Source organism: Paenibacillus sp. JCM 18996, assembly GCF_055392555.1.
The window spans coordinates 2256968-2276453 of record NZ_AP043884.1 but is presented as its reverse complement, the minus strand read 5'-3'; the positions used below and the strand labels follow the sequence as shown (position 1 = coordinate 2276453).

The 19486-nt window shown below is 54.2% G+C and carries 14 protein-coding genes and 1 pseudogene; 10 read left to right on the top strand and 5 right to left on the bottom strand.

The features are described from left to right. Positions 1–52 precede the first annotated feature (52 nt). Positions 53–1675 (top strand): annotated as a pseudogene (gene ptsG / locus ACZ5N7_RS11210) (glucose-specific PTS transporter subunit IIBC); the annotation flags it as partial. 188 nt (positions 1676–1863) lie between these two features. Here the strand turns inward: ptsG and ACZ5N7_RS11205 are convergent. From ACZ5N7_RS11205 to ACZ5N7_RS11195, 3 genes are all read right to left on the bottom strand, one after another. After that, complete coding sequence (locus ACZ5N7_RS11205) at positions 1864–2658, bottom strand: ABC transporter ATP-binding protein (RefSeq protein WP_464654259.1); 795 nt, start codon at positions 2656–2658, stop codon at positions 1864–1866. Beyond that, positions 2658–3569: an ABC transporter permease gene (locus tag ACZ5N7_RS11200; protein ID WP_464654258.1), complete on the bottom strand. Its 912-nt coding sequence runs from the start codon at positions 3567–3569 to the stop codon at positions 2658–2660. The genes ACZ5N7_RS11205 and ACZ5N7_RS11200 overlap by 1 nt, the downstream gene beginning before the upstream one ends. A 92-nt stretch (positions 3570–3661) precedes the next feature. After that, positions 3662–4708, bottom strand: coding sequence for an ABC transporter substrate-binding protein (locus ACZ5N7_RS11195; protein WP_464654257.1), 1047 nt, complete (start codon positions 4706–4708; stop codon positions 3662–3664). Positions 4709–5346: 638 nt separating this feature from the next. On the opposite strand from ACZ5N7_RS11195, the gene pheS reads away from it, so the two are divergent. The 4 genes from pheS (at position 5347) to ACZ5N7_RS11175 (ending at position 11785) form a co-directional block, all read left to right on the top strand. Then, a complete protein-coding gene (pheS, locus tag ACZ5N7_RS11190; RefSeq protein ID WP_464654256.1) occupies positions 5347–6381 on the top strand; it encodes a phenylalanine--tRNA ligase subunit alpha in 1035 nt (344 codons plus the stop codon). A gap of 20 nt (positions 6382–6401) precedes the next feature. After that, positions 6402–8843: a phenylalanine--tRNA ligase subunit beta gene (gene pheT, locus ACZ5N7_RS11185; RefSeq protein WP_464654255.1), complete on the top strand. Its 2442-nt coding sequence runs from the start codon at positions 6402–6404 to the stop codon at positions 8841–8843. 129 nt (positions 8844–8972) lie between these two features. Further along, positions 8973–11186 (top strand): cell division protein ZapA, encoded by a 2214-nt coding sequence (gene zapA / locus ACZ5N7_RS11180; RefSeq protein WP_464654254.1) that lies wholly within the window; start codon positions 8973–8975, stop codon positions 11184–11186. Beyond that, the gene (locus ACZ5N7_RS11175) at positions 11186–11785 is read left to right on the top strand and encodes a CvpA family protein (RefSeq protein WP_464654253.1); all 600 of its coding nucleotides are present in this window, start codon (positions 11186–11188) and stop codon (positions 11783–11785) included. The genes zapA and ACZ5N7_RS11175 overlap by 1 nt, the downstream gene beginning before the upstream one ends. Before the next feature lie 495 nt (positions 11786–12280). Here ACZ5N7_RS11175 and ACZ5N7_RS11170 read toward each other — a convergent pair whose 3' ends face one another. Beyond that, entirely contained in the window at positions 12281–12649 is a 369-nt protein-coding gene (locus tag ACZ5N7_RS11170; RefSeq protein ID WP_464654252.1) for a cupredoxin domain-containing protein, read from the bottom strand. Between the two features lie 251 nt (positions 12650–12900). After that, positions 12901–13254, bottom strand: a complete 354-nt coding sequence (locus ACZ5N7_RS11165; RefSeq protein WP_464654251.1) for a phage holin family protein — start codon at positions 13252–13254, stop codon at positions 12901–12903. Between the two features lie 375 nt (positions 13255–13629). Between ACZ5N7_RS11165 and ACZ5N7_RS11160 the strand changes: the two genes are divergently transcribed. From ACZ5N7_RS11160 to ACZ5N7_RS11140, 5 genes are all read left to right on the top strand, one after another. Beyond that, positions 13630–15990 carry an endonuclease MutS2 gene (locus ACZ5N7_RS11160; RefSeq protein WP_464654250.1) on the top strand — a complete coding sequence of 787 codons (2361 nt, stop codon included), beginning with the start codon at positions 13630–13632 and terminating at the stop codon, positions 15988–15990. 102 nt (positions 15991–16092) lie between these two features. Continuing rightward, positions 16093–16770 carry a PspA/IM30 family protein gene (locus ACZ5N7_RS11155; RefSeq protein WP_464654249.1) on the top strand — a complete coding sequence of 226 codons (678 nt, stop codon included), beginning with the start codon at positions 16093–16095 and terminating at the stop codon, positions 16768–16770. A gap of 115 nt (positions 16771–16885) precedes the next feature. Further along, complete coding sequence (locus ACZ5N7_RS11150; RefSeq protein WP_464654248.1) at positions 16886–17314, top strand: DUF350 domain-containing protein; 429 nt, start codon at positions 16886–16888, stop codon at positions 17312–17314. Positions 17315–17498: 184 nt separating this feature from the next. Then, positions 17499–18014: a hypothetical protein gene (locus ACZ5N7_RS11145; RefSeq protein WP_464654247.1), complete on the top strand. Its 516-nt coding sequence runs from the start codon at positions 17499–17501 to the stop codon at positions 18012–18014. A gap of 115 nt (positions 18015–18129) precedes the next feature. Beyond that, positions 18130–19476, top strand: a complete 1347-nt coding sequence (locus ACZ5N7_RS11140; protein WP_464654246.1) for an MFS transporter — start codon at positions 18130–18132, stop codon at positions 19474–19476. Positions 19477–19486 lie beyond the last annotated feature (10 nt).

Sequence of the window (19486 nt, the reverse complement as noted above, 5' to 3'; positions counted from 1 at the left end):
ATTCTGGACATAATAAGCAAAAATGTAACCGGGAAAGGATGCAGATCCCTTGTTGAAAAATATATTCGGCGTATTGCAAAAAGTCGGCAAAGCGCTCATGCTGCCTGTAGCCATTCTGCCCGCGGCAGGAATTCTTCTGGCCATCGGCAACGCGCTGCAGAATCCGGCTCTGCTCGCCCATCTGCCCGTATTGGATAATACGATCGTACACATAGTCGCCAGAGTGATGGAGAAGGCCGGAGATATTATATTCTCTAACCTCTCGCTTTTATTTGCCGTGGGAGTGGCCGTGGGGTTGGCAGGCGGAGACGGTGTTGCAGGCATTGCGGCGATCATCGGGTATTTAATCATGAACGTGACCATGGGAGTCATTATGGGTGTGACTCCAGAGATGGTCGGCAAAAACTTCTCCTATGCGAATGTACTCGGGATCAGCACCCTGCAGACGGGGGTGTTCGGAGGGGTTATAATCGGGATTCTGGCGGCGTTTTTGTATAAAAGATATTTTACGATTCAACTGCCGGCTTACCTTGGTTTTTTTGCGGGGAAACGGTTTGTCCCTATTATTACGGCAGTAATGTCGCTGATTCTCGGAATGCTGATGACGGTCATCTGGCCGCCGATTCAGCATGGGTTGAACGCATTCTCCCATAGTATGATCGAATCGAACCGGACGGTGGCCGCGCCCGTGTTCGGTATAGTTGAAAGGTCGCTGATTCCGTTCGGTCTTCACCATATTTTCTATGCGCCGTTCTGGTTCGAGTTCGGTTCCTATGTGAATAAAGCCGGTGAGCTGGTGCGCGGCGACCAGAAAATTTTCTTCGCCCAGATCAAGGATGCCGCGCCTCTGACGGCGGGGACTTTCATGACGGGCAAATTCCCTTTTATGATGTTCGGCCTGCCCGCTGCCGCTCTGGCTATGTACCATGAGGCGCGTCCGGAGCACAAGAAGGTGGTCGCGGGCATTATGGGGTCGGCAGCGCTGACTTCCTTCCTGACCGGGATCACGGAGCCCATCGAGTTCTCGTTCCTGTTCGTGGCTCCGGTGCTGTTTGCCATCCATGCGCTGTTTGCAGGACTTTCCTTTATGATCATGGACATACTCAACGTCAAGATCGGGATGACTTTCTCCGGCGGAGTGATCGACTACCTGCTGTTCGGAGTGCTTCCCAACCGCACTGCTTGGTGGCTGGTCATTCCGGTAGGATTAGTGTTTGCCGTCGTTTATTACTTTGGCTTCCGTTTTGCCATTCGTCATTGGAACCTGGCTACGCCGGGACGCGAAGCGTTCCAGGGAGATGGAGCGAGCGCGGATGTGAATGCGGGCGCTGAGATTGCGGCGAAGGGAGCGGCAGGTGCGAAAGTCGGGGACAAAACCGGGGCGAAAACAGGTGCGAAAAGCGGCGAAAAAACCGGTGCAAAAGCCGGGGCCATGGCGGCGGGCAACCGGCACGATCTGCCGCAGCTGGTGCTTTCCGCCATGGGCGGGGAAGAAAACATCGCCTCTCTCGATGCCTGCATCACACGGCTTAGAGTGCAGGTGAAAGAAACGGGCAAGGTCGACAAGAACCGGCTAAAGGAGCTCGGCGCTGCCGGCGTGCTGCAGGTGGGCAACAACATCCAGGCAATTTTCGGCACGCTGTCGGATATTTTGAAAGGCCAAATCCAGGACATTATTTCAAAAAAAGCGCCGATCGTTTCCCAAAAAGCTATGGACCTGGACGTGAAACCCGCGGTAGATGATAAACCGGATGAGAACTGCTCGACAGATCAAGGGAGATAGAGGCTTGCGCATTACTCCGGCAGATATGAGCAAAACCTAAAAGAACCGTGAGGGAACAACTCCCTCACGGTTCTTTGCGATCAACCCAGCACAACCCGGTCATCGGACAGCTTATGGCCGCTGATCTGCTCGAATTCCCCAAGCAGCTGCTCCACGGTCAGGTTCTTTTTGCGCTGCTCGTTTATGTCAAGAATGATTCGTCCTTTATCCATCATGATCAAGCGGTTGCCGAGGCGAATGGCCTGCTCCATGTTATGGGTAACCATCAGTGTCGTGAGCTTCATTTCCCGAACGATGCTGTCAGTCAATCGTGTGATCAATTCCGCACGGGCAGGGTCCAAGGCTGCGGTATGCTCGTCGAGCAGCAGAATTTGCGGCTGGGTGAACGTAGCCATCAGCAGGCTGAGGGCCTGCCTTTCGCCACCCGACAGTAATCCTACTTTCGCCCGAAGACGATGCTCAAGACCGATGCCCAACCGCTTCAACTGCTCATGGAATATTTTGCGCTTTCTCGATGTCACTCCGAAACGGAGCCCGCGCGGTTTGCCCCTTAAGTAGGCCATGGCCAGATTCTCTTCTATAGTCATGCGGGGAGCCGTGCCGGCCATCGGATCCTGGAACACCCGTCCGATCCAGCGGCTGCGCATGTATTCAGCCAGTTGGTGAACTGCGTTTCCCTCGATCCGCACCTCGCCCGTATCCGGCGTCATGACACCCGATATGATGTTCATCAGCGTGGACTTACCGGCTCCGTTGCTGCCGATGACCGTGACGAAATCACCGGGGTTCAGCTTCAGATTGATTCCGATGAGCGCAATCTTTTCATCCGGGGTCCCGGGATTAAATAATTTGGAGACGTTGGAAAGCTCAAGCATCAGCGTTCACCTCCCGTTTGCTGTGCCGACAAACCCGCGAGCTGGGCGGAGCGTTTTTTGGCCAGGCTTTTTTGCTTCCAAGTACGCCGCAGCGAAGGGAAGACTAATGCGATAATGACGATAATGGCGGTGATCAGCTTGAGATCGGATGCGTTTAACCACTGCACGCGCAGCGCAAATGCAACGACGATACGATACACGATGGATCCGAGTACAGCGGCGACAGTCGCGCTAAAAACGCTGCGGGCACCGAAAATCGCTTCGCCGATAATAACGGAAGCCAGTCCGATGACAATCATTCCAACTCCCATCGTGATGTCCGCAAAGCCCGACTGTTGGGCGATGAGTGCGCCGGATACCGCCACTAACCCGTTCGACAAGCTGAGGCCCAGAATCGTAGTATTATCCGTGTGGGCTCCAAGGCTTCGGATCATCCGCGAGTTATCGCCGGTGGCTCTCAAGGCAAGTCCCAGGTCAGTGTGCAAAAACGCGTCAAGCAGCAGTTTCACAAAAACCACGACAAACACCATAAGGACCATCGGAGAAACCGAGGAAAAGATAGTGTCGGACCCGAGCAGGGAAATGTTAGGTTTTCCCATGATCCGCATATTAATCGAGTAAAGAGCGATCATCATCAGAATTCCGGATAGAAGTCCGTTTATTTTACCTTTTGTATGCAGAAGTCCTGTACATGCGCCCGCCGCGAGGCCCCCGGCAAAAGCGGCCAGGCAGGCCAGCCATGGGGAGAAACCTTTGGTGATCATGAGCGATGCAATGGCTCCTCCTGTAGCAAAGCTGCCGTCCACGGTCAAGTCGGGAAAATCAAGTATGCGGAACGTGATGTAAACGCCGAGTGCCATCAAGGCATACAGCAGACCGAGTTCCAGGGCTCCGAATAAGGAGTCTGCCATTGTTAAAACCCTCCTGTAATTAAATAATTCCATTAATAAGTTCCAATTAAAAAGGGATGAACGCCAGGGACGCTCACCCCTATGAGTATGGCTTACTGGATAATGTTTTTCTCTTTGTCTTTTACTGCATTCTTCATAGCGTCAGTCACCTGGATGTTTTGCTCCTTGGCGGCTTTCAAATTCAGGATCACATCCAGCTTGTCAGGCACGGTAACTTTCATATCGGCGGGTTTTTTGCCGTTTTTCAGGATATCCACAGCCATTTGGCCAACCTGGTAACCATGGTCGTAGTATTTGAAGCCTACCGTGGCAAAAGCTCCTTTTTCCACGGTGTCACGGTCGCTGGAGAAGAAAGGAAGGTGCTTGTCATTGGCAAGTTTAAGGATCGTATCGACGCCGCTGACAACCGTATTATCAAGAGTTATATAGAAAGCATCCACCCGGCCCGCGAGCGATTCCGCCGCTTGCTTTACTTCCGAAGTGTTCGTGACCGGCGCCTTAACCAGCTTGATTCCGTTTTTGCTCAGCGCTTCTTCAGCTTTCTTGGCCATAATCACTGCGTTGGGCTCCCCTTCATTGATCACAAGGCCGATCGTTTTAACCTTGGGAAAGTTGGAGGCGACGAAATCCATAAGCTTTGTAATAGCCTCAGGGTTCGTATCCGAAGCGCCGGAGACATTGGCACCGGGCTTATCCAGATTGTTTACGATTTTGGAGGCAACAGGGTCGGTCACTGCGGCAAACAGCACGGGTGCTTTCTTCACCTGCTGTACCACGGCTTGAGCCGAAGGTGTAGCAATAGCCAGAACCAGATCGTTATCTGCGGAAGCGAGTTTCCGGGCGATGGATAAATTGTTCGTTGGATCGCCCTGTGCGTTGTTGTAATCTACTTTCAGATTCTTGCCGTCTTCGATGCCGGCCTCTTTCAATGCCGCAAGGAAGCCCTGGCGGGTGGCATCGAGAGAAGGATGTTCCACAATTTGCGAAATGGCGATTTTATACGTTTTTTGGCTTTCTGCGCCTTTCGCCCCGCTGTCCGTCCCCGTATTTGTATTTCCGTTCCCCGGCTTTTGTCCGCAGCCTGCCGCAGCAAGTAATGCTGCCGATAGGACAAGCGGTAACCATACTCTCTTTTTCAAAATAATGTTCCCCTCCCGGTATAATCGCACTTGCCTGCACCCTGTGGTTCTGTAGCACTTTTAACAATAAAAGCATTAAAGCGTGTTAAAAATATGTAAAAGCCGATGCAAGCGTGGACATTTATTATCCATAGTTTAATTCGCAGCAGGGTTTCCGTCAATGATTAACAGAAAAGAGAGGAAGAAGATTGTCACTCCAAATAAAGCCATGTGCACATTTGCCTGCTTGCAACGCAGTGAGCTTTTGCATATAATGGTTAACAACAAAACATTGAAATGCATTGACGGAGAAAAGTAAGCAGTGCCTCTTTACAGGGAGGGAGCGCCGGAGATTGAGAGCGTTCCTACAGAAACAGGCTGCCGAAGTTCGCTCCAGAGCAGACCTTTGAACGAGCGTAATACGCCTTATTAGAGGGAATCCGGACAGACCGTCCGTTACGAATGAAAGTGAAGCCCTCAACTGATCCGTTGGTCGGTATGAAGGCTTAACAAGGGTGGTACCACGGCTTTTTCGTCCCTTACCGGACGGAAGAGCCTTTTTTGGTTTTTGCGCATTGTGTTGGAACGTAAGACTCTAGCGGAGTATATGTACTGGAAAGGAACAGAGCCAGCGGAGTAAAAAAGAGGAGGTTATCTCATTGAAAGAGCGTTTGGAAGCGTTAAAAGAAGAGGCCCTGCGCGAGCTGGATGCAGTCGGCAGCCAACAGGAGCTGAGTGAGCTGCGCATCAAGTATTTGGGCAAAAAAGGTCCCTTGACCGAGATTCTGCGCGGAATGGGTGGTTTGAGCGCCGAGGAGCGGCCGGTCATCGGCCAGGTGGCGAACGAAGTGCGCGGAGCCATCGAAGAAGTGATCGAGGCCAAACAGGCCGAGTACGAGCGGCTGCAAACGGAAGCGCGTCTGAGAGAAGAAACGATCGACGTTACGCTGCCGGGACGTCCCAACGAGCGCGGCGCGGTTCATCCGCTGAGCAAGGTGATCCAGGAAGTGGAAGATATTTTTGTGGGCATGGGCTACACGGTGGCCGAAGGCCCGGAGGTCGAGAAGGATTATTACAACTTCGAGGCGTTGAACTTCCCCAAGAACCATCCCGCTCGGGATATGCAGGACTCTTTTTACATTACGGAAGAGATTCTGATGAGGACCCACACCTCTCCGGTGCAGGTCCGAACGATGGAAAAGATGAAAGGCGAAGTGCCTGTGAAGATCATCTGTCCGGGCAAAGTGTACCGAAGTGACGATGACGACGCAACACACTCCCACATGTTCACGCAGATCGAAGGGCTGGTCATCGACCGCGGCATCCGTATGAGCGACCTGAAAGGCACGCTGCTGCTGTTCGTGCAGGAAATGTTCGGCAAGCAGACGAAAATCCGCATGCGTCCGAGCTTTTTCCCGTTCACCGAGCCGAGCACGGAGGTTGACGTTTCCTGCATCATCTGCGGCGGGGAAGGCTGCCGGGTGTGCAAGCACACAGGCTGGCTGGAAATTCTGGGGGCGGGCATGGTGCATCCGAATGTGCTGGAGATGGCCGGCTACGACCCGAATGTATACTGCGGCTTCGCGTTCGGCATGGGCGTGGAGCGGATCGCGATGCTGAAGTACGGCGTGGACGATATCCGACATTTTTATACCAATGACCTGCGGTTTTTGAAGCAGTTTGTGCATCTTTAGAAGGGAGGCCGTGAAAACAAATGAAAGTATCCTACCGTTGGTTATCCGATTATGTGGATTTGACCGGTTATACCGGTAAAGAGTTGGCCGAAAAATTCACCCGCGGCGGAATTGAAGTCGATGTGGTGGAAAGCCGCAATCAAGGCGTGGAGAAGGTCGTGGTCGGCTATGTTAAATCCCGTGAAAAGCATCCCGATGCCGATAAGTTGAACGTATGTATCGTGGACGCCGGACAGGGGGAAGACCTGCAGATCGTCTGCGGAGCGAAGAATGTAGAGGCCGGGCAAAAGGTTCCCGTAGCGCTGGCAGGCGCCAAGCTCCCCGGGGGTCTCGCTATTAAACGGGCGAAGCTGCGCGGAGTCGAGTCGCAGGGGATGATCTGCTCGGCCAAGGAGCTCGGCCTGAACGACAAGCTGCTGCCGAAGGAAATCCAGGAAGGCATTCTCGTGCTGCCTGGGGATACGCAGGTGGGGGAGAGCATTCTGGACGTGCTCGCTATAGACGACGAAGTGCTGGAGCTGGAGCTGACTCCGAACCGTTCGGACTGCTTGAGCATGATTGGAGCGGCCTATGAAGCGGGTGCTGTGCTCCATAGGGAAGTGAAGCTCCCCGACACTGAGGCCGGGTCTCAGTCCGGCGGCGTGCGAGCTTCCGACCGCATTTCCTTGAATATCAGTGCAGGCGGCCACTGCAGCCACTACAGCGCCCGTTTGATCGAAAATATCGTTGTCGGCCCATCCCCGCTATGGATGCAAAACCGGCTGATGGCGGCGGGAATCCGTCCGATCAGCAACATTGTGGATATCACAAACTATGTGATGCTCGAGTACGGTCAGCCGCTTCATGCTTTCGACGCCGATAAAGTCGCAGGAGGGCACATAGACGTGCGCCTTGCCCGCGAGGGTGAAGCCTTAGTGACGCTGGATGACATAGAAAGAAAGCTGGAGCCGCACATGCTGCTGATTGCCGACGGCGAGAAGCCGATAGGCCTGGCAGGTGTAATGGGCGGAGCCAACTCCGAAGTAACGGACGGCACCAAGCGAATTTTGCTCGAGTCGGCCAAGTTTGACGGAGGCACTGTACGCAGAACGTCCCGGCAGCTCGGCCTTCGTTCGGAAGCCAGCCTGCGGTTTGAAAAGGAAGTCAACCCGGACGCCGTGATTCCGGCACTGAACCGTGCAGCCCGGTTAATGGCCCAGTATGCGGGAGGAACGGTGGCGGATGGAATCGTGGAAGCGAAAACCGCCGAAACATCTCCTGTTGATATTTCCCTGAAGCTGGAAAAAGTCAACGGCTATTTGGGAACCCGGCTGACTTTGGATGAAGTGAAGCGGATTTTTGACCGCTTGAATTTTACTTATGAGAGCGGCGGCGGCGAGCTTCTGGTTCACGTGCCGAGCCGTCGCGGCGATATCACCCGCGATGTGGACCTGATCGAGGAAGTGGCGCGCCTGTACGGTTACGACAACATTCCTACTACTCTAATGTATGGTGTGACCACCGCCGGTTCGCTGACCAAGGAGCAGAAGCTCCGCCGCATCCTGCGCGAGCAGCTGACCGGAGCGGGGCTTCATGAAGCGGTCACTTACGCCTTTACCCATCCTCAACATATGGAGCAGTTCCCGGGGCTTTACCCGGACTCCAAGGCCGTCGCTTTAGCGATGCCGATGAGCGAGGACCGCAGCAGGCTGCGCACTTCGCTGATCCCGCATCTGCTTGAAGCCGCCGCTTATAACCGCAACCGTAACAATGCCGATTTGGCGCTTTTTGAAATCAGCAAAGTGTTCCTCGCGGACAGCGACGTGCTTGCAGATCTGCCTGCCGAGAAGCTGGTGCTTTCCATCGTGATGACCGGGAGCAGGGAACCCGCGCATTGGTCGGGCAAGCCGCGTAAAGCCGATTTTTACGATTTGAAAGGCATTTTCGAAGCGGCCGTAGATGCTCTGGGGATCAAAGGGTTGGAATACAGGGCCGCGCAGCCCGAAGGCTTCCATCCCGGACGCACGGCGGAAATCAGGCTGAGTGCGGAGGGCGACTCCACGGCGGTGGGCCGGATAGGCCAGCTGCATCCTGCGCTTCAGGCGGCAAAAGACCTGGAGGACACGTACATTCTTGAGGTGGAGCTCGCGCCTCTGATGGATGCCGCGAATTTTCACATTGAATATACAATGCTTCCGCGCTACCCCGCGATTACTCGCGACATTGCGGTTGTTGTGGACCGCGGCGCGGCTGTGGGCGAGCTGCTCGCCAAGGTCAGAGAGGCGGGCGGCGAGCTTCTGGAGGCTTCGCAGGTTTTTGACATCTACACAGGCGACCGGCTGGGAGCCGACAAAAAGAGCATCGCCATCGCACTAGCCTACCGTCATCCCGAACGGACATTAACGGATGAAGAAGCGGCGGAGCTGCACGCAAAAGTGGTTGACGCACTGGAACGGTCTTTTGGCGCGGAGCTGCGTAAATAGCATAAACTTCCTGTATTTACAGCAGGAAATCCGGCTGGTCGTATCGAAGTTAATAACTCGGTAGGACCAGTTTTTTTCAACAGACGATGGCATTTATATAAATACACGATGGGAAAGCGAGGAATCTCGATGAACTCGGACGAGAAGACGAGACTGACGGTAGACATATACGGCGTTCAATATAAAATGGCGGCAAACACCTCTCCAAGCTACATGAAACAGGTGGCCGAGCTGGTTGACGAACAAATGCGCAAAATCGCAAAGACAAACCCCCGTTTGGACGTGCCTCGGATAGCCGTGCTGGCTGCGGTACATATGGCGGACGAGAATTTTAAAAGTTATGACGAGAACGAGCAGTTAAAATATAAAATGCAGCAGCTGGAGCAGCAGGGTGTGGAGCTGGAAAGGCTGAAGCAGGCGCATGAGCGCTTGAAGGTTCTGCACCAGAGCGAACTGGCAAAAATGCAGCAGCTGGCCGAACGGCAGGACAAGCAGAAGCAGGAGCTTGTGAGGCTCAGTGCGGAGCTGGACACGGCCAATAAGGATAAGAGCTCGATAGCCATCGCGGCGGACCGTCTGAATAAGGATTTGGAAACGGCACGCGGCGAAAGAGCGAAGCTTGATCAGGAGACGAGACGTTTATCCGGTGAGCTGAAGGCTGTTCAGGAGCGGAAGGCCGCTTTGGAGCAGTCGCTGGGACAGACCAAGAAGGATTTGGAAGCTGCGGACGAAGAAAAAGTAAGGCTGCAGGATAGCGCGTCGAAGTTTAAAAAACAGCTTGATACCGTGCTCGAGGAAAAAAACCGTTTGGAGCAGGAAGCCGCAGCTTTGCGGGAGGAAACCGGCAAGCAAGCGGAGGAAGCTAAGGCGCTTGCGTCCGAGAAAGCGGTTTTGGAGGAACAGCTGGAGGAAGCGATTCAACTGCAGGCCGCCTTCCGCAAGGAACTGGACACACTGCGCGGCGAACGGGGCCGGCTGAAGAGCGACCTGGACTGTGCCGCCGCCGAGGGGGCCAGGCTCAAGCAGGAGTCGGAGGAACTGCGCGCGGAGAACGGCAAGCTCGCCTCGGATTTGGAGTCCGCGGTGACTGACCGCGATCAGTATAAGCTGGAAGCGGATGTATTAAGAGGCGAGAAAGGAAAGCTTGCAGCGGAGCTGGAGGAGTCTTTTGCCGAGCAGATGAAATATAAGCAGGAGGCCGACATTTTACGCGGCGAGAAAGGAAAGATCAACGCCGATTTACTGTCGATGAAAGGGAACTTCAGCAAGCTGCGGCAGGAGACAGAAGCGGCGCGCGCGGAAGCTGCGGAGCGACAACGGGAAGCGGAGCGGCTGCTGGGCGAGCTGGAAGAGGCGCGGGGAGCGCAGGGCGAAGCGGCCGGCGAGCTGGAAGAGGCGCGTGCGGAAGCTGCGGAGCGGCGGCTGGAAGCGGAGCGGCTGCTGGGCGAGCTGGAAGCGGCGCGGGGAGCGCAAGGCGAAGCGGCCGGCGAGCTGGAAGAGGCGCTTCGCGAGAAGAGCGAGCTGCAGCGGCAGCTGGACGCAGCGGCGCAGGCGGGCAGCGAGCTCGAGCGCAGGCTCGAGGCGGCGAAGAGCCAACGCGGCGACTCAGCGCGTGAGCTCGAGGCGTTGCGCAGCCAACAGGCTGAGCGCGTACGCCAGACGAAGCAGCTGCAGGCGGAGCTGATGGAAGCCCGCTTGGCGGAGAGTGCGCTGCGTGCGCGGGTCGATGTGGCGGAGCACTCGCTAAGCGAGTTGGAGCGCAAGTGGAAGCAAGCACAGTCGCAGCATAAAGAGTCTGCCGCAGAGCTGGAGCTGTTGCGCCAGCACAAAATGCAGCGAGACCATGAACTGGACCGGCTGACAAGCGAGCTGGAGGCGTTCCGAAGTGAGCAGGCGGAGACTGAAAAGCGGCTGCGCGAAGCCGAAGACGGCCACCACTTGGCCGCCGAGGAGCTGCGCGGTGAGCTGCAGACGGCGCTAAGGCAGCGCAACGAAATGGCGCGCACGATGGAAGCGGCTGCGGCAGAGCTAAGCCGGTTGGAACGCGAGGCTGAGCTTGCTAGACAAGAGCGCAATGAGATGGAAGAGGAGCTCGCCAGAGCCCGCGAGCACTGGCTAATGATGAAAAAAGAGCTGGAAGAAGCCCGTGAAAGCCGCAAGGATGAAGCTCCGGCCGCCAAGGAGCGGGAGGAAGCCAACCAGCAAGCGGCGGCGTCCAAAGAACAGCCGGGCGACGATCACTGGAGGCAGGAATATGCGATGCTGAAAGCGGAATACGAGAAGCTTCAATCCGAGTACAACGAATGGATTCAACTGCTGGAAGTGGACGGTCCGAGTAATTAATGGGCGGATTTTATATTCTGGATTGGATTATATTTATACTTGTCGCTGCGGGAGCGGTTTGGGGGTATCAGCGGGGGCTGGTCATTCAATTGATCTCGATAACCGGCCTTATCATCGCTTTGTGGGCGGCATACAGCTACTACGATCAGGCGGGAGCCTTGCTGCGGCGCGTATTTCATTTTCAAGGCAGCGGATCGCAGGAGAAGTACCGTTTTTTTACTGAAACCTTAAGCCTCGAAACCTACATATCCAATGCGATCGGCTTCGCACTTATCTTTTTTATCGTTAAATTCGGACTGTCCTTCATTGGCCGCATGCTTAACATTATCGTGAAAGTGCCGGGACTGAATTTTATCAACCGTTGGAGCGGAGCACTGTTGGGCGCTTTGGAATCGCTGCTTCTGGTGATCGTCGCACTGAATGTAATGGCTCTCATCGGTTCCCCACAGACGGAAAAGCTGCTATCCGAGTCCCGGACGGCTCCATATTTGCTTAAACAGCTTCCTGTTGTTTCCGAAAAATTGCAGCAGCTTTGGCAAACCGGTACCAACCCCCGACAAGAACAGAAGAAACCGCCGGAATCCGGCAACCGGATATGAGAAAAAGCCGATGCAAGGCTTATTGGCAGTCTTCCAGCCACCGATTGCGTACTTTTATCTTAAGAATTGGTGGAGCTGGCAGCGCACCAATGTTTTGTCGTCAAGCCAACGACCGGCATCCTTTAATCAAGAGACACTCTGCCCGCAGGGTGTCTTTTTTCGTCTCCGTTAGCCTTAGCATTTAAGTTGATTTATATTTAATTGAAAAAGCGTTTTTTGAATCCTCATTATGGTTAGAGAGCGAATCTCCACAGCGGGTGGTAAATCCGCCATGGTCTGTGCAGAAAATCGTCTTTACTATACTTGCTCCACTTGCTAGGCTACTTGTTATAAGGAGAATATAAAGACACCGAACAACGGAGCTCACTTTTCCAACTGCATTCATCTACTCGCCAAAGACCAAACTCGATCCCATAGCTGCGTGGCAGCGGGGAGAGACTCTACGCGCCAACGACCAACATCGCTCTTAATGCCGCGGGGCAATCGGCAGAAACGCTACGCCTCAACTACGATCTTCGATTTCATCGCAGCGTGGCCTGAGCCGCAGGGAATGCTGCATATGATGTCGTAAGAGCCTTCTTTGTCAGGTACGACGACTTGACTCTTTTTATTTCCGTCAAGCTGTACGTTCAATCCGCCTATGCTCGCCCCGTGGGCTCCCTGAGTGTTGTCCAGGCTGATTTTCACGGCTTCGCCTTTTTTGATATGGTATTCTTTCTGGTCGAATTCGAAATTTTTGGCGTGGATCACGAGTTCCTTGGAGGCGTTGACAGCGGCACCCGTATCGGATGAGGATCCCTTGCTCCCGCAGGCGGTCAGAAGTACGATCAGCAGACCGGATAAAATGGTTAATGCTTTGTTCATGAGGCAGCTTCCTTTCATTGGTAAATGAGCAATCCTCAAACATTATAACGCAGCCGAGGGGGAAAATCTGTTGACAAATGATGAAGTTTCGCAATAAAAAACAACCAATCCGCTGGAATGGTTGTTTTTTGCTGGAATAGTTGTTCTAGGTGGAAATGGTTGTTTTAACTGGAAAGCTTGTTTTTTATGCTCGAAAAGTTGTTATAGCGGAATGTTTGTTTTTAAGTTCCGCTGTTGTCCGGTCCGCTGCCCTACGCGCGTCTGCCCTTGGCGGCATCAAACGGAGTAGGTACGAAGAGATCGATGATCCCGATGACCAGAGCGGCCAGGATGGCCCCAAGAATGGAAGCCGCTGCGCCTCCGACAAAAAACTGGGACACGTAGATCACGATGGCGCTGATGATGAAGCCGACCAGCCCGCGTCCGAATGGACTGACTCTTTTGCCGAATATGTTCTCGACGATGTAACTGACCAAGGCGATAACCAAAGCCAGCAGCAGGGCGCTGCCGAAGCCTCCGACGGTGAAACCCGGAACGATCCAGCTGGTGACCATCAAGACGATGGCCGCCACGATAAAGCGGATGATATGGGCAATGATACGCATGTTGTTGTCCTCCTTGTTCTTTTGTGTGCCGTGCTATTCCCCCAAAAGTGAAGCTGCCTCTTAGCTTGTTCCGAATCCTTTTGGAGGAGCCCCCAAGAAAAGTCAGGGAATAGGTTTGCAGAAATAGCGTTGCCGAAAATGCAGAAAATTATTAGCGTTCTTTGCACAAGAAAGCGGGTGCCTCCGGAAGGCTAATCTCATAAGGAAACCGTGTCAAGCGAGCCAAGGAAAATAGCTTATTGCCGCGGCATTGTATATAATAAAAAAGTAACTGCAAGAGCGCCATGATCATGACTTTTATTGATAAAATAGTAAACACAAATACAGCCTTCGAATCAGCAGACATATCCACAGAGAGGATTGCAGGTCCAGGACATGAAAATTTTAAGGACGCTCGAATTTCACAAAATCCAACATAAATTAAGCGCGCACGCTTCCACTTCCCTCGGGAAAAAATTAGCGGAGGAAGCTGTACCGACAGGCGATTTTGAGCAGGTGAAGCAGCGGCTGCAGGAAACCGACGAGGCCTACGCGGTCGAACGGCTCAAAGGGGGCATTCCTTTCGGCGGCATCCGCAATATTACGGGTTCCCTGCACCGGGCGCGCGTAGGGGGAACGTTAAATCCGGGCGAGCTGCTGGATATTGCCACTACGATCTCGGGAGGCCGCAGGCTGAAGCGGTTTATCGAGGCGGTTTCGGATGAACATCCGCTGCCGCTGCTGAGGCGGAGATGCGAAGCGATAACAGAGCATAAGCCTCTTGAGGATGCGATCAAGGAGTGCATTGACGACAACGCGGCGGTGATGGACAGCGCGAGCCTCGAGCTTGCAAGAATCCGGCAGGAGCTCAAAACGAATGAGTCCCGCGTACGTGAACGGCTGGAGTCGATGATCCGCAGCGCCTCGGTGCAGAAGATGCTCCAGGACGTATTGGTCACCATCCGAAACGACAGATATGTGATTCCGGTGAAGCAGGAATACCGGTCGAATTTCGGCGGCCTCATCCACGATCAGTCCGCGTCGGGGGCCACTCTTTTCATCGAGCCGGAGTCCGTCGTACCGCTGAATAACAGGCTGAGAGAGCTCAAGTTCAAAGAACAAACCGAAATAGAAAAAATTCTGGCCAGGCTGACGGCGCTGGCGGCGGAGCATGTGGAAACGCTGCTGGCCAATGTGAATGCGCTTGCTGAGCTGGATCTGATCGCGGCGAAAGCGAGGCTCGCCCATGAGCAGAAAGCGGTGCTTCCCGAGCTGAACGACCAAGGCTATATGCGCATTATAAAAGGGCGCCATCCCTTGATCCCCCAAGAGGCTGTCGTTCCGCTGGACATAGAGCTCGGTAAAGGCTTCAACACGATTATCGTGACAGGCCCGAACACCGGAGGAAAGACGGTGTCGCTCAAAACGGTGGGGCTGCTCTCGCTTATGGCGATGACCGGTTTGTTCGTTCCCGCACAGGAAGGCACCCGGCTTTGTGTGTTCGACGGCATCTACGCCGACATCGGGGACGAGCAGAGCATTGAGCAGAATCTCAGTACATTTTCCAGCCATATGACGAATATTATTTCAATCCTTAAAGATATGACGCCGAGAAGCCTGATTCTGCTCGACGAGCTGGGCGCGGGCACCGATCCCACGGAAGGGTCCGCCCTGGCGATCTCGATCCTTGAGCACATCCACCGGATAGGCTGCCGGATGATCGCTACGACGCATTACAGCGAGCTGAAGGCCTACGCCTTCGAAAGGGAAGGCATCATCAACGCGAGCATGGAGTTTGACGTGCAGAGCCTGAGCCCAACCTACCGTTTGCTGGTAGGGGTGCCCGGGCGAAGCAACGCTTTTGCCATTGCCGAGCGGCTGGGGTTGTCCCGCCCGATCATCGAGCATGCCCGCGGCCAGGTGACCGAAGAGGATCAGCGTGTGGAGACGATGATCGCGACTCTCGAAGAGAACCGCCTGGCCGCGGAAGCCGAGCGACGCAGCGCGGAGGAGGCGCGCCGCGAGGCAGAAGCGCTCCGCCGGGATCTCGAGGCGGAGCAGCTCCGCTTTCGGGAACAGCGCGGCAAGCTGTTCGAGAAAGCGGAGCGGGAGGCCCGCGACGCCGTGGCCAAGGCCCGGCGCGAAGCCGACGAAGTCATCGCCGACCTGCGGCGGATGGCGCTGGAAGGAGCCGCCTCGATCAAGGAGCACCATCTGATCGACGCGAAGGGGCGGCTGACCAAGGCGGAGCCGCAGCTAAGGGGCAAGCAGCCGCCGGGCAAGGGCGGCAGGAAGAAAGCCGAGCAGCTGAGGCCCGGCGATGAAGTGAAGGTGGCGAGCCTGAACCAGAAAGGCACCATCGTCGATATTGCCGGCGACAACGAAGTGACCGTCCAGATCGGCATCATGAAGATGAAGGTGAACAAACAGGATGTGGAGCTGATTTCCTCCGGCGAGAAGCCGAAGCAGGCGGCGAAGTCCTCCTCTTCCCTGCAGCGCACCCGAGACGATAACGCCCGGATGGAGCTGGACCTGCGCGGCTACAACCTGGAAGACGCTTATATCGCAGTCGACCGTTTCCTCGACGAATCCTTCCTCGCAAACTTCGGCCAGGTTTATCTGATCCACGGGAAAGGCACCGGAGTGCTGAGAACCGGCCTTCAGGAATATCTGCGCCGCCACGGCCACGTCCAGAGCTACCGTACGGGGAATTACAACGAAGGCGGAACCGGCGTGACCGTGGTTGAGCTGAAATAAAATTTTTTGAAACTAATATTTTTCCTCTGCGTATGAAACTGTGTCGATGATGAGCAGAACGAAAAACAAGATTTCAATTCCATTGTGGGAGGAACTTAAAAAATGGGTATTTTTAAAAGATTGCGTGATTTGACGATGGCTTCGGTAAACGATCTCTTGGACAAAGCGGAAGATCCTGTGAAGATGCTGAGCCAATTCCTCCGGGATATGGAACAGGACATACAGGAAGCGGAAGTGGCTGTAGCCAAGCAGATTGCGATCGAGAAGAAGTTCAAGCAGCAGTTCGAAGAAGCCCAGGAATTGGTGGAAAAGCGCCAGCAGCAGGCTGTGCAGGCTCTGGAGCAGGGCAATGAGGATTTGGCCCGCCGTGCGCTGGAAGACAAGAAAGAGCACCAGATCAAATTCGACGAGTTCAAGAAGCAGTACGACTATGCCAAGACGAATGCCGATCAGCTGCGTTCTCAATTGGAAGAGATGAAAGACGAATATAACAAGATGAAGAACAAGAAAGACCTTCTGGTAGCGCGCGCCGAGTCTGCCAAAGCCCAGAAGCAGATTAACCAGGCGATGTCCGGCTTCGGTACCGATAACGCGGCCAAAGGCTTTGACCGGATGTCGGAGAAAGTGCTTCAGCTGGAAGCGGAAGCCGAAGCGAGCCGCGAGATGAACTCCAAGGGACGCAGCCTGGATGACGAGCTGGACGCCTTGAAGAAAGGCAGCGGAGTAGAGGACGAACTGGCAGCCCTGAAGGCCCAGGTTCAGCAAAAGAAACAGCAATAAGCTCGGAAACCGAACTTATCCGACGAATCGCAAGAGACTGGGGAACCATTGCTCCCCGGTCTATTGCCTCGTTAATCGAATCGCGTATTGCATGATTTTGCTGAAGAGGTGAACTATGCTAAATGAGGTCGAAGGGGTAGACGCCATAATGTCAAATCCATATTTGGAAACACTGGCTTTTTTCTCGATCGCGGTGCTGGCTTTGGTGATTTTTCTCGCCGTGTTTGAGATGGTTACGAAGTACAATGATTGGCAAGAAATAAAGAATGGGAATATGTCCGTGGCGATGGCGACCGGAGGCAAAATGTTCGGGATCTGCAACTTGTTCAGGTTTGCCATTCTCAACAACGATTCCATCCTGCATGCTCTCGTTTGGGCCAGTTACGGCTTTGTGCTCCTGCTTGCCGCATATTTTATCTTTGAATTTCTGACGCCTTATTTTAAAATAGACGAAGAAATCCAAAAGGATAACCGCGCGGTGGGATTTCTGTCGATGACGCTGTCGGTCTCCTTGTCCTATGTTGTGGGCGCTTGCGTCACCTGATGCAGCAGGCCGCAGGGTCCGGTAGTCTATGGAGGTTAACGGGATGAAATATTTGTGGGGTACTTTGTTCGCGCTTTCGGCTGTGTTTTTCGCTGTCGGCATTTACTATTTTATAAAGCATGCATCCTGAGAAACGGAGCCATGCAATCATACTTGAAGTGAACGGTTACGGAGGAAAAAGGAAATGGAAGCTGACAATAAGCAAGTCTGCCCTTGGTGCGATACGGAGATCACATGGGATCCGGAGATCGGCCCTGAGGAGACCTGCCCTCACTGCTATAACGAGCTGGGGGATTATCGCGTATTAAGTTTGGATCAGCTTGCCCCCGGGGAGCAGGAGGAACAGCCGAAGAGGGGCCGGACCGGACGCGCCTTGGATGACGAATTCATGGATTTGGACGGGGAAGAGGAGGTTCTCGAAACCGACCCTTACGATTCGGCGGCGCAGTCGTTGACGGACCTCCAGGAGGAAGCGCCGGAATGCCCCAACTGCAGGGAATTTATGCTTCACGCGGGAGAACTGTCGGCAGGCGAAGGCCAGTTTACGCCCGCCGTTCCCGCCCTGCTTGGCCAGCCGCTGCTTCCGTCCGCGTTTGGAGTGCAGGTGTATGTCTGTCCGAGCTGTTTTAGAGTGGATCATCTGCTGTCCGAAGGGGCACGGCTCGCTTTGATCGAGAAGCTGAGGAAATCGGCTTTGTAGAACCAAGGTCTGTTTTTCGGGCAAATACGCTGTTTGTCTGGAAAAACGGACTATTTTTATACCCATTCGGGAATGTTAAGTTAAATCATTCTACAGAAGGGTACAGGATAAACCAATGTCTCATAAATCATCCGATCGCCATTCCCCGCTCCTGCGGCTGACGAAGGGGAGAGAACCGGCCGGGCCTGAACATGTCTTTTCGACGGAAGAAGCAGCGGGTGAACACGCCAAGAAACAAAAACACACCGAGCGGCTCACTGTCCAATGCTGGCTGCTGCTTATTGTCAACGCTTTGTTCGTAACCGCCAATGCGCTGTCGGGCACGTTCGTAGGCGTGTTTTTATGGAAGCTGCGCAACGACTTGTCGATCATCGGCTGGTTCTCGCTCGCAACCCATATCACCATGGCGATCACGTTCTACATCGCGGGCAAGTGGGTAAAAGAGCACAACAAAATGAACAGCCTGAGGCTGGGGGTGGCGGTGTCTGCCGTGTTCTATACTCTGGTGCTGTGGCTTGGCAACAATGCTGTGAACTATGTGCTCCTGCTAGGCGGCATCCAGGGGATTGCTTCGGGTTTTTTTTGGGTCGCGTTCAACGTTGTTTATTTTGAAGTGACCACTCCTCATACGAGGGATCAATTTAACGGCTGGGCGGGACTCACCGGCTCGGCTGCGGGCATGATCGCGCCATGGATCTCGGGGTTTATCATTGTGAGCATGGAGGATGCACTGGGCTACCGGCTGATCTTCACCGCTTCCCTCATCATCTTTGTTATCGGGGTTATCGTAAGCTTTTTTTTGAAAAAACGCAAAGTAAACGGCCGATACAGCTGGACGGCGGCGTTCCGCAGCTTGAAGTCCAAGGACAGCCCCTGGCGCAGTATAGCCGCAGCCTTGTTTGCGCAGGGAATCCGTGAGGGTGTTTTTGGCTTCCTCATCGGGCTGCTGGTTTATATCCATACCGGAAACGAAATGTCGCTGGGCAATTTTTCGCTGATTACCTCGGCGGTCTCCTTGTTCAGCTTTATGCTGATCGGAAAATGGTACAAACCGGCCTATCGAAAAAAGGGGATGCTCGTCGGCGCCATTATGCTCGTGCTTGTCATCCTGCCGTTCTTTTGGCGCGTTAATTTTATAACCTTGCTGGTGTTCGGGGTGGGAGTCTCCTTGTTTATGCCGTTCTACGGCATTCCGATGACGTCCACTGTGTTCGATATCATTGGCAGGAATGAGCGCACGGCTGCAAGGCGGGAGGAATACATCGTGATGCGGGAGCTGTTCCTCAATGCGGGAAGAATCGTCGGCACGCTGGCATTTCTGGTGGTCGTGTGGTTCTCGGCCTCGCCCGCCGCGATGAATTGGATGATCCTTGCGATCGGCAGCACTCCTCTGCTTGTGTGGTTTTTTATGAGGAACCGGTTTAAGGCGACAAAAGATTTTCAAAGTTTGGAGAGAAGCTGATTCGTCTCAT

Coding starts and splice junctions, on each gene's coding strand:
- ACZ5N7_RS11165 (WP_464654251.1), bottom strand. CDS start 13,254: ATGCGTATCATTGCCCATATCATCCGCTTTATCGTGGCGGCCATCGTC.
- ACZ5N7_RS11170 (WP_464654252.1), bottom strand. CDS start 12,649: ATGAACAAAGCATTAACCATTTTATCCGGTCTGCTGATCGTACTTCTG.
- ACZ5N7_RS11160 (WP_464654250.1), top strand. CDS start 13,630: ATGAAAATTTTAAGGACGCTCGAATTTCACAAAATCCAACATAAATTA.
- ACZ5N7_RS11140 (WP_464654246.1), top strand. CDS start 18,130: ATGTCTCATAAATCATCCGATCGCCATTCCCCGCTCCTGCGGCTGACG.
- ACZ5N7_RS11200 (WP_464654258.1), bottom strand. CDS start 3,569: ATGGCAGACTCCTTATTCGGAGCCCTGGAACTCGGTCTGCTGTATGCC.
- pheT (WP_464654255.1), top strand. CDS start 6,402: ATGAAAGTATCCTACCGTTGGTTATCCGATTATGTGGATTTGACCGGT.
- ACZ5N7_RS11205 (WP_464654259.1), bottom strand. CDS start 2,658: ATGCTTGAGCTTTCCAACGTCTCCAAATTATTTAATCCCGGGACCCCG.
- ACZ5N7_RS11175 (WP_464654253.1), top strand. CDS start 11,186: ATGGGCGGATTTTATATTCTGGATTGGATTATATTTATACTTGTCGCT.
- ACZ5N7_RS11155 (WP_464654249.1), top strand. CDS start 16,093: ATGGGTATTTTTAAAAGATTGCGTGATTTGACGATGGCTTCGGTAAAC.
- zapA (WP_464654254.1), top strand. CDS start 8,973: ATGAACTCGGACGAGAAGACGAGACTGACGGTAGACATATACGGCGTT.
- ACZ5N7_RS11150 (WP_464654248.1), top strand. CDS start 16,886: ATGCTAAATGAGGTCGAAGGGGTAGACGCCATAATGTCAAATCCATAT.
- ACZ5N7_RS11145 (WP_464654247.1), top strand. CDS start 17,499: ATGGAAGCTGACAATAAGCAAGTCTGCCCTTGGTGCGATACGGAGATC.